Raw genomic sequence first — 12,845 nt, 5'->3', positions numbered from 1 at the left:
CTCTATGTATCCCTAGCAGGAGGTTTAGTGTATGAGTCAAGAAATACCCTTAAGTTCAAGTGAAATTGCTACTCTTTGGATGACCTATCAGCAAAAGACAATGGTCCGAAGAATCTTAGAATATTTTATTGCACACGCAGAAGATGACCGAGCAAAAGAAATTATGCAAGATACGCATATGCAAGTGGTGAACTACATTGAAGATATCAAAAAAATTTTACAGAATGAAGGGGCAGCCATACCGGTAGGATACACAGAAAAAGACGTAAATGTCTGTGTTCCTAAGCTTTATGATAAGATGTTTGATATTATGTTTCTTCGCCTTTTAAAAGAAATTAGCATGGGGCTACATACGCTTCATTTAACCATGTCCTACAGAAAAGACATGATTTCACTATATAAAGAGCTTACCGCTTTCACGCAAAGTGGCTATGACAAATGTGTAGATTATCTTCAGGAAAAAAACGTGCTTCCAAGACCTCCAGCTGTTTCAGTACCTAAAACAGTGAAGTTTGCCGAAGGCACAGATTACATGAATGGAATCCATTTGTTTTCGAGTAAACGTGCATTAAATACTGTAGAGGTAGCACATATTTATTATGCAATTGAAAGCAACGTTCTTGGCATGCAAATGATTACAGGGTTTGCTCAAGTAGCAAATGAACCTGAAGTGAAGAAGTATTTTGTAAAAGGAAAAGAGCTGGCTAAGAAAGTTGTAAGTGATTATAGCAAAATTCTTCTGGAGAGTGATATTCAGACGCCTGCGACGTGGGGTGCGAAAGCGACAGAATCAAAAGTAGCACCTTTTTCAGATAAACTGATGATGTACTGCGTGAGTTTATTCTGCAGTTTCGGGCTGGGGAGCAACGCTTTAGGCACCGCGTTTAGTTTGCGTGGAGATCTTCCCCTTACACTTGTCAGTACGGCCAAAGACATTTTAACATACGGGCAAGACGGAGGAAAAATTATGGCCAAAAACGGATGGCTTGAGGAACCGCCAAGTATGGAAGACCGAAATGATTTGATTAAATAGAAAAAGCATAATACATCAAGAAAACTTCTTTTTTTAAAGAAGTTTTTTCTTTTGGATAAAAAATGTCGTTATTTGTTTATTTAACGGTTTGTTTTTTGAATAAAAAGGATATATAAACTATAAATTTACAATTATATGATAAAAAAGGAGGATTTTGCAGATGAAATGGTACATAAAGGTGTTAAAAAATTACGGGGTATTTTCTGGTCGAGCAAGCCGAACTGAATACTGGATGTTTGTGTTAGTTAACTTTGTTATTTCATTTATTCTTTCGTTCCTTCAGTTCGTTATTGATAAGCCTCTTTTTCTTCCGGTTATCTATTCGTTATTGATTGCAGTCCCTTCGTTAGCGGTAGGAGCAAGAAGACTCCACGATACGGGAAAAAGCGGATGGTGGCAGCTCATTACATTGGTTCCACTCATTGGAGGTATTTGGCTAATTGTTTTATTCTGCCAGCCTAGCGATCCAAAAGAGAATCGTTTTGGTACAACGGCCAAAGCAGCATAAATAGAACTCCCCCTTATATAAGGGGGAGTTTTTTAGTGCATAGGTTCCACTATAGCTCCATCATAAGCCGACTGGTAAATAGCTCGTATGTCTTTTTCATGAAGAGGCAAAGGACTGCGAGCAAGAATTCGTTTTTGCTGGACGCCATCTTCTGTCAGCTTTTGAAGGGCACTTTCTGAAATATTAAAGCCGCGAAGGGTTTGAGGAATGCCGACGTCTTCAACAAGTGTCTGCAGTTGTTTTACACACTGATAAGAAGCTTTCTCTTCTGATAAAGAAGTAGCGTTTCCGCCTAGTGCTTCAAAAATATCCCGCATCTTTGTCACGCAGCTGCTGCGGATATAGCCCATAACGTATGGAAGTAGTACGGCGTTTGATTCACCGTGAGAAATGTGAAACTGTCCGCCTAACGGATATGCAAGTGCATGAACCCCGGCCACACCAGCGTTAAAAAAAGCAAGACCTGCTAAATAGCTTCCGTAGCTCATCTGAGTTCGCGCTTCTTTATCTTCGCCGTTTTCTACAGCTGTTCTTAAAGAAGAGCTGATCATGCGTATAGCCTGTAGGGCTAAGGCGTCTGTTGCTGGATTTGCATTTACCGATACATAAGCCTCAACGGCATGAGTTAATGCATCAATCCCTGTAGCCGCCGTTACTTTAGAAGGAACGCTCAGCGTAAGCTCGGGATCTACAATCGCGGCGTCCGCAAGCAAATGATCATGGGTCACGACGTCTTTGCTGCTTTCAAGAGATAATACAGAAATATTCGTTACTTCTGAGCCCGTGCCGGAGGTCGTGGGAATTAAAATTTTTGGAAGCCCTTTTTCCGTAATTTGTTTCGTGCCAGTTAAGTTCAAATATTCTTCTACAGCTCCGTCATGAACGGCTAAAACGGCCGTAAGTTTTGCTAAATCTAATGCGCTTCCGCCGCCCACTCCAATGACTAAATCAAATTTTCGGCTTTTTGCGTAAGATACGAGTTTTTCACCAAGCGCTAAAGGCGGCTCTGGTGCCGTATCTGCGTATACATCTACTTCGTATCCATTTTGGATAAGAGGAGCACTCACTTTATCTACAAGTCCAATGTCTTTTAACACGGGATCTGTGACAATTAAAATATGAGCAGGGTGATATTTTTTTACTTCCGGAAGCAGTTGCTGAAGTGATCCCCATCCTGTATAGCTAAGAGGGGTAAAAACTAGTTTTGACACAGTCATTCTTTTATCCTCCTATAGGCACTGTATTGTTGGCGGTTTCAAAGATGTGGTTTTGCTTCTACGTATATTATAATGAAGTATCGTAAATTTTTCATTGAATGCAAATTAGCTGTCACGAAAAAAATGAGCTTTACTTCATAGAGACAAAGGATGGGGAAATGTTGAGATACGTAACAAAAGAATTAGCTCAGAAAATTGTCGGTAGAACAATGGAGATTATTGATTGCAACATTAACGTGATGAACGAAAAAGGAGTCATTATTGGTTCTGGTGACAAAAAGCGAATGGACCAAATTCACGAAGGAGCGCTAATGGTATTAAAAAGCGGCAGTTCTTACGAAATTACTCAGCAGCAGGCTGACTCGCTGCGCGGAGCCAAACCGGGCGTGAATTTGCCTATTTTCTTTAACGGAGAAATTGTTGGAGTCGTGGGATTAACAGGACTGCCAGAACAGATTCGTAATTACGGAGAGCTTGTGCGTATGGCTGCTGAAATGATTTTTCAAGAAATGATTTTAATAGAGGAAATTCAGTGGGATGAACGATTAAAAGAAGAGGTGGTTCATCAGCTTCTTCAACAAGAAGAGCCGCTGGATTCCTTATTTTTTGAACGAGCGAATCGGTTTAATATTAACTTATACCTTCCAAGAATGGCACTAATTATTAAAGCTGAAAATCGCCATGAAGTTATGAAGGTTGTAAAGAAATACATAGCTAATAATGATCTATACGCTATGCTTCCAGACGGAGTGGTTTTATTGAAATCTATAGAAGCGGGCAGCGCTAGCAGCTATGCTGAACAGCTGGAAAAACAGCTTCGTGCGTCTGGTATGGTGTGTAAGTTATCTGCAGGATCTGTTCAAGCTGACTTTAAAGGCCTTCATGTATCGTATCAGCAGGCGAAAGATACGCTTGCTGTTGGTTCAAAGCTTCATCCAGAAGCTGATTTCTACAGCTATTCGGATTATCAAATTCCCGTACTGTTACGTCAACGCGCCGGTTTTCAAGAAAATCATGATCTGTTGCAATACTATGAAAAGCTTAAGGAATATGATAAGAAAAAAGAGCTTATCGAAACGTTAACGATCTACATAGAAGAAAATGGCGAAGGAAGCACGGCAGCTAAAAAGCTTTTTATTCATCGGAATACGCTAAGCTACCGTCTAGATAAAATTCAAGATATCACGGGAAAAGATCCAAGGAAAGTAAAAGACCTTCTCGAACTGTATGTAGCGCTACTGCTATCTAAAATTTCATAATTGTGCACGTGCATAAAAGATCTTGTGATAGCAAGGTCTTTTTTTGTTGAAATGACTAATGAAAGAATTAAAGGTAGCGCTTACAATTAGCATTGGGGATAGAGGAAACAAGAAAGGGGATGCTTTATGGACGTTCAAGTAAGCGCATTAGGCGCGATTTGTGCATTAGTAATTGCCATTATATTAATCTTAAAGAAAGTGGCTCCTGCATACGGAATGATAGCCGGAGCTTTAATAGGAGGACTGATAGGCGGAGTTAATATTGCTGATACCGTTACTTTAATGATTGAAGGAGCGCAAGGCATCATTCCTGCAGTGCTGCGGATTCTTGCAGCTGGGGTATTAGCCGGCGTATTAATAGAATCAGGTGCTGCAGCGGTTATAGCAGAAACCATTGTAAAAAAACTCGGGGAAACAAAAGCACTTTTAGCGCTAGCGCTAGCCACACTTATTCTTACGACAGTAGGCGTGTTTGTTGATGTTGCTGTGATCACAGTAGCCCCTATTGCTTTAGCTATTGCGAAACGTACGGGTATGTCAAAGCCTGCTATTTTACTAGCAATGATCGGAGGAGGAAAGGCAGGGAATTTAATGTCTCCTAATCCTAACGCCATTGCTGCTTCAGATGCATTTAATATTCCGCTTACATCCGTAATGGCCGCAGGGATTATTCCCGCTATATTCGGCGTAGCAGCTACTTATGTAGTAGCCAAACGATTAGTGAAAAAAGGAACAATGGTTCGAGCTGAAGAAATAGATACAGTGGATGCAAGCAGCTTGCCGCTGTTTTTAACAGCCATCATAGCGCCAATCGTTACCATCGTCCTGCTGGCGCTGCGTCCGCTTTTTGATATTAATGTTGATCCGATGGTTGCTCTTCCCGCAGGAGGGATTGTTGGTGCCATTGTGATGAAAAAAGGAAAGCAGCTTAATACATACGCTATTTCAGGGTTAGGGAAAATGTCAGGTGTAGCCATTATGTTGCTTGGAACGGGGACATTAGCAGGAATCATTGCTAACTCTCAGCTAAAAGACGTGATCATTCAAGGCTTGTCTGCCATTGGGTTGCCTGCTTATGTTTTAGCACCGGTTTCAGGTATTTTTATGTCAGCCGCAACGGCTTCGACAACGGCAGGAACAGCAGTCGCAAGCCAAGTTTTTGGATCGACGATTTTAGAGCTAGGCGTTTCTGCTTTAGCCGGAGCTGCTATGGTTCATGCCGGAGCAACCGTACTTGATCACCTCCCCCACGGAAGCTTTTTCCACGCAACGGGCGGAAGTGTAAATATGAAAATAAAAGAACGTTTAAAATTAATCCCTTATGAATCGCTGATTGGACTCATTATGGCAATTGTATCCACGCTTATATTTGGTGTATTAAAGCTATACGGGTAAAAACAAAAAGGAGTGTTTCTATGAAAATTGTGATTGCACCGGATTCATTTAAAGAAAGCTTAACGGCTCTGCATGTTTGTGAAGCGGTTGAAAAAGGAATAAAAGCTCATTTTCCAGACGCGGAGATTAGTAAAGTACCTATGGCAGACGGAGGAGAAGGAACTGTTCAGTCGCTTGTAGACGCAACGGGTGGAGAGATTATACAAGCGCGAGTAACCGGACCATTAGGTAAAGAGGTGGAAGCTTTTTACGGAATTCTTGGAGACGGCAACACGGCTGTTATTGAAATGGCAGCCGCTTCAGGCCTTCATCATGTTCCTGTCGATAAACGAAACCCGCTTATCACAACAACGCGAGGAACGGGCGAGCTCATTCTTAAAGCGTTAGATCATAAAGTAAAGCATATCATCATTGGCATCGGAGGAAGTGCTACAAATGATGGAGGAGCCGGTATGGCAAAAGCTTTAGGGGCAAAGCTTCTTGATGCTAACGGTGCAGAAATAAAAGAAGGAGGAGGCAGTTTAGCTCAGTTAGCCTCTATCGATCTGACAAACTTGGATTCTCGGCTTGCTGAAGTCAAAGTAGAAGTGGCGTGCGACGTAGACAATCCGTTAACGGGTGAAACCGGAGCATCCGCTGTGTTTGGTCCTCAAAAAGGTGCGACTCCTGATATGGTTAAACAGCTTGACCGTAATTTAGCTCATTACGCAGCGATTGTTGGAAAAGAAATGGGTATTCATATTCAAAGTATTCCTGGTGCCGGAGCGGCAGGAGGACTAGGAGGCGGCCTGCTGGCATTTTTATCTGCGGAGTTAAAGCCAGGTGTAGACATCGTCATTAAAGCAACTCAGCTAGAAAGCTATATTAAAAATGCCGATCTTGTCATTACCGGTGAAGGAAGAATAGATGGACAAACCATTTACGGAAAAACACCCATTGGCGTAGCCAAAACAGCAAAAAAGCATAGCGTTCCGGTGATAGCGATAGCAGGGAGCATTGGAGCGGGAAGTGAAGCTGTGTATGAACACGGTATTTCGTCCTTATTCAGCGTCGTGCCCGGGGCAGTGACTCTTCAGGAAGCGCTAGAAAAAGCTGATGAAAATATTGAAAGAACGGCTAAAAATGTAGCGTCAGTTATAAGTTTAGCAATAAAATAAAGGACTTAAAGTTTTTATTATTTTTTTCAGTCAATGTTAGAAGGTCTCTTTCATCACAAGAGACCTTTTTTCTTGTACAGGGAAGAATTCAATATAGTTTATTAGTTTTATAGTTAAAAATGTTATAATTAACCAATCGTTGAATCAACTTACACATAAAGGAGGCAAATCATGATTAAAGCCGTTATTTTTGATTTAGACGGGACACTATTAGATCGAGACAGTTCGTTAAAATGTTTTATTCAAGATCAATACGAGCGTTATAGTGAAGAGCTAGCACACATACCGAAGCAGGAATACATATCTAGATTTATCGAGTTAGATCACAAAGGCTATGTATGGAAAGACAAAGTATATCAGCAGCTTTTGAACGAATATGATCTTTCGAATCTAACGTGGGAAGGGATGCTAGATGATTACCTTCACCATTTTCCAGCTCACTGCGTTCCGTTTTTACATATGGAGGATGTACTAAAAGAGCTAAAGAAAAAAGGGTTGTTACTAGGCATGATCACAAATGGTTTTACGGACTTTCAGTGGATGAATATTAGAGCGCTTGGAATTGATCACTATTTTGATACCATACTTGTTTCCGAACAAGAAGGCATTAAAAAGCCGCATAAAGATATCTTTTTGCGAGCATTAAAAGCGCTTGATGTGTCGGCTGAAGAAAGTGTATATATCGGGGATCATCCAGAAAATGATGTGCTTGGTGCAAGAGGGGCAGGCATGCATGCTGTATGGAAAAAAGACGCTTTCTTTGACGGGAATTTTACAGATTCATATGTAATAGAGGATTTAAAAGAGCTGTTGAATGTCATTAATGAGTTTCAAGAGAACTGATGTGAAAAGGAGAAACACGATGAAAATCGAAGTTCGTCTATTGACTGATGAAGATCTTAAAGAAGCAGCAATCATCTATACAAACGTTTTTAGCGCCCGGCCTTGGAATGAACCTTGGAGTATAAACACTGCTTATGCCCGTTTATACGATATCAGTAAAACTCCAGGTTACATAGGGATAGGTTACTTTCATAGTGAAAACAATAAACTCACAGGATTTATAGTAGGAAATGAAGAACAGTGGGCGAACTATAAGGCGTTTTATGTAAATGAAATTTGTGTGTTAAGCAGCACTCAGCAAACTGGCATAGGAACGAGCCTTTTATCTTTCCTTAACGAGTTACTTATACAAAAAGAAGTGAAAGAAGTCTACGTGTCTACAGAAAGAGGTCAAGGAAAACCAGAACGTTTCTTTGAAAAGAACGGTTTTGTCACTCATGAATCTCGTATACTGATGGCGGTAAATATAGATTGAATATAAGTAAATGAATGTAGGGTATCCGTTTTTTTGTTCCAGGAGGAACGGTTTATAAAGCAGGAGGAAATAATTTATGATTTTTTCACTACTAGTTTTAGTTGCTGTTTTAATGGTTAGTATTCCGCTGCTGATCATTATTGTTAAAACAGTTTGGCACCGAAAGCTTCCTCGTAATTACTATACGCTGTTTGACTATCTTGCTGCACAAACAGAAGAAGAGTTTCATGAAGAACAGCATGAACGAGAACTAGAAGAAAAAGAAGGAGATTCCAAAAGAAGAAAAAGCTAAAGTGATGTGTGCATCCTTCTTTTTAATACTAGAAATAAACAGGCTATAAACCGTGTCAAAGAGTGGAATTGACTCTTTGTTTTTTACAAACGTAAATCATTTGAGTGCTTTGGTTGGTCAGAGCGCTCTTTTTCCAATCTCCGTAGACGTTCGTAATCATAAATCCGATACGTGCTAAAAGATGTTCCATTTCTTGCGGGAACGTATAGCGTAAATCTGTTTTCGATGTTATTTCTTTTATGATTGTTTCGTGATCTCTTATCTTTCTAGTTGTGAGATTATGCTGAATTTGTTTGATGGCATCATAGTGGCTGCTTATGTAGACGTCTGTTGTATATCCGGTGTCGGAATCTTGATAGCTTTTCCAATACTCTTCGGCGGCTGTTGACGTTAGCTCTTCTATAGAAGGAAAACGTATTCCAACAATAAAGGTTCCACCATCGTTCAAATGCATATAAACGTGGTGTAAAAAGGCGTGCTGCTCCTCATTTGTTAGAAAATGCTGAAATGAATTTCCTACGATATAAATAAAGTCGCTTTTTATTTTTAAGTCGAGTTTGGTACAGTCTTGTTCTACCCATTTAACAGATAGCTTTAAAGTCTCTGCTTTCTTCTGCGCTTCTTGCAACATGGGTGGGTGAATATCTACTCCAATCAGTGAATGTCCCGCTTTTGCTAATGGAATGGTCGCACGTCCTGTACCACAAGCTAAGTCAAGGATTATTCCGCTTTCCTTAGCTGCTTCTGTTAGTAAAAAAGCAACGTCTTCTGTATACTGCTCATTTTCATCGTCGTATAAAAGAGGATTATTATATTCTTCTAAATTTGTTAACATAAAAGCGGACCTCCGTGTAGGTGTATTTTTACATAATTATAGCAAAAAAAGAGCTGAAACTAGTTTCAGCTCTTTCTTTTTACAGCCCACCCCTCCACAAATTCCGTGAATTCATTTAGGTGTTCTTCAAATATCCGTTTTCGATGTCCGTTTGCTCCGGATGGATGAGGAAAGCCAAATAAATACGTATGCCCAGAAAACCAAGGTTCACGCGAAAGTTTTCTTAAAACATTTTCAACGGCTTTTCCCAGTGGAACAATTAAACATGGATTCGTTATTTCGCTCAATTCATGCGTGAACACTTCAAAAGCATAGTGAGAAAGAAGCGCTGATCGTTCAATTGGCGGCTGATGACCCGTGTAGTTTTTTCCTTTGTGAAACACAGGATACTTTAATACGGACGTTGTATGCAGCATATCTCGCTGTGAAGCAAATAACTCAGCGGCACTGTCCATACCGATCGCTTTTTGAACGCCGCACCTGTCTAACATGTCTATTAAATTTACTCTCATCGTCCCGCTAAAGCTAGCGGCTTTTTTTGTTTCGTACAGTACTTGTTCAAGCGGATGATGATGGGACAGGCTGGAAACGCATTGTTTAAAAGCGGTTTTCATTTGAAACCAGCCGGGTGTGATGCCGGCAATAATAATATGAGCGTCTGGATTTATGTAATCGTTATGGGGTGAGTAGTACATGCTTAGTTCCTTTTCTTGACCGATTAAAAAGTCTTTTTGCAACAGCTGTTCTTTCGTAAAATTCATATTATGCAATTGTTGAAGGGCAGGCAGACATTGTTGAAAATAAGAATGTTTGCTAATCATATGCGCTCTCTTTCCTTATCAGTATTTCTCCTTTTATTTTCCCCAACAAACCGTTTTATATCAAATATGAACAAATTCTTATAAAAATTAATATTTACTAAAAGTTTACTTGAGTTTTAGTGCGGTTTGATAAAAACAAGGTAGTGATAGCGGCTTTTTTGTCACTTTAACGGTGAAACTAACAAAAGAAATGAAGAATTTTGGAGAATATTTCAATGAATTTACTGAAATTTTAAAATTATTTATTGAAAGCGTTTTATTAATGTGCTATTCTTCCAATATAAGAGATAAATATTTAGTAAAAATAGAAGATTATAATAGAGAGGTAAAAAGATGGCAACTTTAAAAGATATAGCGGCGTACGCTAATGTTTCCAGTTCAACCGTATCCAGAGTACTAAATAATGATCATACGCTTTCTGTATCTGAGGTTACTCGTGAGCGCATTCTTCATGCAGCCAAGGAGCTGCAATATACGCCTGTGAAGATACGAAAAGGAACGGCAAACGGAAAAGACATAGAAGCTCCAAGGATAGGTATTATTTTTGCTCAATCGCTTGAAGAAGAGTTAGTAGACCCTTTTTTCTCTTCTATTCGCCATGGAATAGAGAGTGAATGCGCAGAAAAAGAAATTTTTACAGTAAAGTCATTTAGACTAAAAGGCATGAAGCAAGAAGAGTTGCTGCAGGATCTTGATGGAGTAATTGTAGTGGGAAGAGTTAGTCCAGAAACGGTTCAAGAAGTGAGCAATCATTTAGATACTATTGTTTTTATCAATCACAAAGCGGATGAGGATTTGTACGATTCGGTCATGATTGATTTTGAGAAAGCTACTAAACATGCATTAAATCATTTATTTGACCTCGGTTATAAAAGAATTGGCTATATCGGAGGGACAGAAAGAGAACACTATATAAATGGAAGTTCTATTATTGAAGATCAGCGTCAAACAGTTTTTGAAAGCGTTATGCATGAAAAAGGCCTGCTTGATTCCGAGAAAGTTTATATAGGGGAGTACTCAATGACTGAAGGGTATGAGCTGATGGCACAAGCGATTAAGCAAGGAAATCTTCCTCAGGCATTTTTTATCGCAAGTGATGCAATGGCGATAGGGGCGATGCGTGCCCTGCAGCAATCAACTATAAAGGTTCCTGAAGACGTAGCGATTGTAAGCTTTGATGATGTGGATGTCGCAGCATTTGCGAGCACGCCGCTCACAACGGTTAAAGTATATACCGAAGAAATGGGAAGGCAAGCTGTTAAAATGCTAGTAGATCGGCTAAGCGGCAGGTCTATTCCTTTAAAAGTCATGGTGCCGACTAAATTAATTTACCGTGAAAGCTGTGGAGCTTTACTCAAGAAGCAGTAACCTAAAAGCTATAACTCGAAAGGGGGTGATAAAAAAGCAGAATTCATACATAAAGAGTGATAAGGGGGAAGAAAAATAGAAAAAATCATAAAAAAGGCAGGTTAAAAAGCCCTAGAAACTACATACTTATTGGCAGATAAGTATGTAAATGAAAAAGCTTTTTCATCTCTAGGACTCTTTGAACCTTTGTAAAAGTATAGGACTAAATTATAAGTGACTTTATTTCGTTGTGCAATGAATTTGTCTATGGTTAAAATACTGAATATTCAGTTATTTATAACTTGATAGAGTATAAGGAGGAAAGAAGATAAATGAAAAAGCTTACGTATCTTTTCGTTCTATTACTAGTCTTTTCTGTTGTGGCAGCGGGCTGCGGAAATAAAGAAGCATCAACAGGCGGAAATGGGAAAACAACGTTAACGCTTTTTTCTACGATGAGTAATAAAGGCGAGAGAAAAGCGCTTCAAAACGCAATTGCAGAATTTGAAAAACAAAATCCAGATATTAAAATTGATGCGAATTTTCCGGGTAACGGCTATGAAGATATGCTTCGTGTGAAAATGGGTGCAAATGATATGCCCGATTTATTTGATACGCACGGCTGGTCTCAGCTTCGCTACGGGGAGTATGTAGCAGATTTAAAAGATATGGATTGGGTTCAGCATTTGGATCCAGCGCTAAATCAAATTTTAAAAGATAAAAGCGGCAAAGTGTATGCGTATCCTTTAAATCAAGCAAAAGACGGAATTAGCTATAATGCGACGCTGTTAGAAAAATACGGAATAAAGCCTCCTAACACAATGGATGAATTTATAACAGCGTTAGAAACAGTAAAAAAGAAAAGCAAAGGAGAAGTAGCTCCTTTATGGATCCCAGGAGGGGAAAATGGGAATATTGCTCAAGTGTTTGATCAGCTGGCTACACCTCAGCTTATTACAGCAAAAAATAAAAACTATGCTAAGCAGTTGGAAAAAGGGACATTCAATTGGTCAAACTATACGCCTCTAGCGGAAACAATGGCAGAAATGAAGAAAAAAGGGCTGCTGAATGAAGATGTATTAACCGCAAAAGTATCTCAAGCAACGGAATTAATGGCTCAAAATAAAATTGCTTTTACATTTGTGGGCGGATCTCTTGGACCGGATGCAACAGAATTAAATCCTGAAGTAAAAGTAGGAACGGTACCGGTGCCTGCTATTCATAAAGGCGGTACGCAAAGCTGGATCGGCGGAGAGCGCTTTACCCTTGCTGCGTGGAAGGATTCTAAGCACCTTAAAGAAGCTAAGAAATTTATTGAATTTGTGTCACGGCCGGAAGTTGCCAAAAAGATTGCCGAAGGAACGTCTTCAGCATCGGCTCTGACAAACAATAAAACACAAAACTACTACTCTGAATACTACGATAAGTATAGCGATATTAAAGTTGAGCCATACTTCGACCGAAAGTATTTACCGAGCGGCATGTGGGCAGTGATGTCTTCTACAGGTCAAGAATTGCTAGCGGGAAGTTTAACGCCAAAGCAATTATCAAAAGAGATGGAAAAAGAGTACAAGCGTCTGAGTAAACAATAAAATAGTGTGCAAAAGTTCCTTGTTCGCTAAGAAGCAGGGAGATAGGCTTCTGCTTCTTTTCAACACAAGCT

Annotated in this window: 14 protein-coding genes; 11 read left to right on the top strand and 3 right to left on the bottom strand. The window is 39.7% G+C overall.

Going from position 1 to position 12,845, the window contains the following annotated elements:
• The first annotated feature begins 31 nt into the window (after positions 1-31).
• The gene (locus tag WKH56_RS18605; RefSeq protein WP_048019108.1) at positions 32-1,033 is read left to right on the top strand and encodes a DUF3231 family protein; all 1,002 of its coding nucleotides are present in this window, start codon (positions 32-34) and stop codon (positions 1,031-1,033) included.
• A gap of 160 nt (positions 1,034-1,193) precedes the next feature.
• Positions 1,194-1,541 carry a DUF805 domain-containing protein gene (locus tag WKH56_RS18600; RefSeq protein WP_048019109.1) on the top strand — a complete coding sequence of 116 codons (348 nt, stop codon included), beginning with the start codon at positions 1,194-1,196 and terminating at the stop codon, positions 1,539-1,541.
• 32 nt (positions 1,542-1,573) lie between these two features.
• On the opposite strand, the gene WKH56_RS18595 is transcribed toward WKH56_RS18600, so the two are convergent.
• On the bottom strand, positions 1,574-2,758 hold the full coding sequence (locus WKH56_RS18595; protein WP_048019110.1) for an iron-containing alcohol dehydrogenase: 1,185 nt from the start codon (positions 2,756-2,758) through the stop codon (positions 1,574-1,576).
• A gap of 158 nt (positions 2,759-2,916) precedes the next feature.
• Between WKH56_RS18595 and WKH56_RS18590 the strand changes: the two genes are divergently transcribed.
• From WKH56_RS18590 to WKH56_RS18565, 6 genes are all read left to right on the top strand, one after another.
• Positions 2,917-4,017 carry a sugar diacid recognition domain-containing protein gene (locus tag WKH56_RS18590; RefSeq protein ID WP_230683471.1) on the top strand — a complete coding sequence of 367 codons (1,101 nt, stop codon included), beginning with the start codon at positions 2,917-2,919 and terminating at the stop codon, positions 4,015-4,017.
• Between the two features lie 126 nt (positions 4,018-4,143).
• The gene (locus tag WKH56_RS18585) at positions 4,144-5,412 is read left to right on the top strand and encodes a GntP family permease (protein ID WP_048019111.1); all 1,269 of its coding nucleotides are present in this window, start codon (positions 4,144-4,146) and stop codon (positions 5,410-5,412) included.
• 20 nt (positions 5,413-5,432) lie between these two features.
• The gene (locus WKH56_RS18580) at positions 5,433-6,569 is read left to right on the top strand and encodes a glycerate kinase (RefSeq protein ID WP_048019112.1); all 1,137 of its coding nucleotides are present in this window, start codon (positions 5,433-5,435) and stop codon (positions 6,567-6,569) included.
• Between the two features lie 171 nt (positions 6,570-6,740).
• On the top strand, positions 6,741-7,412 hold the full coding sequence (locus WKH56_RS18575; RefSeq protein ID WP_048019113.1) for an HAD family hydrolase: 672 nt from the start codon (positions 6,741-6,743) through the stop codon (positions 7,410-7,412).
• A gap of 19 nt (positions 7,413-7,431) precedes the next feature.
• Entirely contained in the window at positions 7,432-7,887 is a 456-nt protein-coding gene (locus tag WKH56_RS18570; RefSeq protein WP_048019114.1) for a GNAT family N-acetyltransferase, read from the top strand.
• A 76-nt stretch (positions 7,888-7,963) separates the two neighbouring features.
• Positions 7,964-8,179 carry a hypothetical protein gene (locus WKH56_RS18565; protein WP_048019115.1) on the top strand — a complete coding sequence of 72 codons (216 nt, stop codon included), beginning with the start codon at positions 7,964-7,966 and terminating at the stop codon, positions 8,177-8,179.
• A 55-nt stretch (positions 8,180-8,234) separates the two neighbouring features.
• On the opposite strand, the gene WKH56_RS18560 is transcribed toward WKH56_RS18565, so the two are convergent.
• Positions 8,235-9,014 (bottom strand): class I SAM-dependent methyltransferase, encoded by a 780-nt coding sequence (locus WKH56_RS18560; RefSeq protein WP_048019116.1) that lies wholly within the window; start codon positions 9,012-9,014, stop codon positions 8,235-8,237.
• Between the two features lie 65 nt (positions 9,015-9,079).
• The gene (locus tag WKH56_RS18555; protein ID WP_310883891.1) at positions 9,080-9,835 is read right to left on the bottom strand and encodes a hypothetical protein; all 756 of its coding nucleotides are present in this window, start codon (positions 9,833-9,835) and stop codon (positions 9,080-9,082) included.
• Between the two features lie 172 nt (positions 9,836-10,007).
• Between WKH56_RS18555 and WKH56_RS18550 the strand changes: the two genes are divergently transcribed.
• From WKH56_RS18550 to WKH56_RS18540, 3 genes are all read left to right on the top strand, one after another.
• Positions 10,008-10,181, top strand: a complete 174-nt coding sequence (locus WKH56_RS18550; protein WP_155404580.1) for a hypothetical protein — start codon at positions 10,008-10,010, stop codon at positions 10,179-10,181.
• Entirely contained in the window at positions 10,169-11,203 is a 1,035-nt protein-coding gene (locus WKH56_RS18545; protein WP_048019118.1) for a LacI family DNA-binding transcriptional regulator, read from the top strand. The genes WKH56_RS18550 and WKH56_RS18545 overlap by 13 nt, the downstream gene beginning before the upstream one ends.
• A 311-nt stretch (positions 11,204-11,514) precedes the next feature.
• The gene (locus WKH56_RS18540) at positions 11,515-12,774 is read left to right on the top strand and encodes an ABC transporter substrate-binding protein (RefSeq protein ID WP_168760930.1); all 1,260 of its coding nucleotides are present in this window, start codon (positions 11,515-11,517) and stop codon (positions 12,772-12,774) included.
• The last annotated feature ends 71 nt before the right edge of the window (positions 12,775-12,845 follow it).

The organism is Priestia sp. SB1 (genome assembly GCF_038898415.1).
This window is presented reverse-complemented; position numbering and strand designations above follow the sequence as displayed.

What these genes read in the sequence shown, in the direction of transcription:
- WKH56_RS18605 (WP_048019108.1), top strand. Translation starts at nt 32, where the DNA reads ATGAGTCAAGAAATACCCTTAAGTTCAAGTGAAATTGCTACTCTTTGG.
- WKH56_RS18600 (WP_048019109.1), top strand. Translation starts at nt 1,194, where the DNA reads ATGAAATGGTACATAAAGGTGTTAAAAAATTACGGGGTATTTTCTGGT.
- WKH56_RS18595 (WP_048019110.1), bottom strand. Translation starts at nt 2,758, where the DNA reads ATGACTGTGTCAAAACTAGTTTTTACCCCTCTTAGCTATACAGGATGG.
- WKH56_RS18590 (WP_230683471.1), top strand. Translation starts at nt 2,917, where the DNA reads ATGTTGAGATACGTAACAAAAGAATTAGCTCAGAAAATTGTCGGTAGA.
- WKH56_RS18585 (WP_048019111.1), top strand. Translation starts at nt 4,144, where the DNA reads ATGGACGTTCAAGTAAGCGCATTAGGCGCGATTTGTGCATTAGTAATT.
- WKH56_RS18580 (WP_048019112.1), top strand. Translation starts at nt 5,433, where the DNA reads ATGAAAATTGTGATTGCACCGGATTCATTTAAAGAAAGCTTAACGGCT.
- WKH56_RS18575 (WP_048019113.1), top strand. Translation starts at nt 6,741, where the DNA reads ATGATTAAAGCCGTTATTTTTGATTTAGACGGGACACTATTAGATCGA.
- WKH56_RS18570 (WP_048019114.1), top strand. Translation starts at nt 7,432, where the DNA reads ATGAAAATCGAAGTTCGTCTATTGACTGATGAAGATCTTAAAGAAGCA.
- WKH56_RS18565 (WP_048019115.1), top strand. Translation starts at nt 7,964, where the DNA reads ATGATTTTTTCACTACTAGTTTTAGTTGCTGTTTTAATGGTTAGTATT.
- WKH56_RS18560 (WP_048019116.1), bottom strand. Translation starts at nt 9,014, where the DNA reads ATGTTAACAAATTTAGAAGAATATAATAATCCTCTTTTATACGACGAT.
- WKH56_RS18555 (WP_310883891.1), bottom strand. Translation starts at nt 9,835, where the DNA reads ATGATTAGCAAACATTCTTATTTTCAACAATGTCTGCCTGCCCTTCAA.
- WKH56_RS18545 (WP_048019118.1), top strand. Translation starts at nt 10,169, where the DNA reads ATGGCAACTTTAAAAGATATAGCGGCGTACGCTAATGTTTCCAGTTCA.
- WKH56_RS18540 (WP_168760930.1), top strand. Translation starts at nt 11,515, where the DNA reads ATGAAAAAGCTTACGTATCTTTTCGTTCTATTACTAGTCTTTTCTGTT.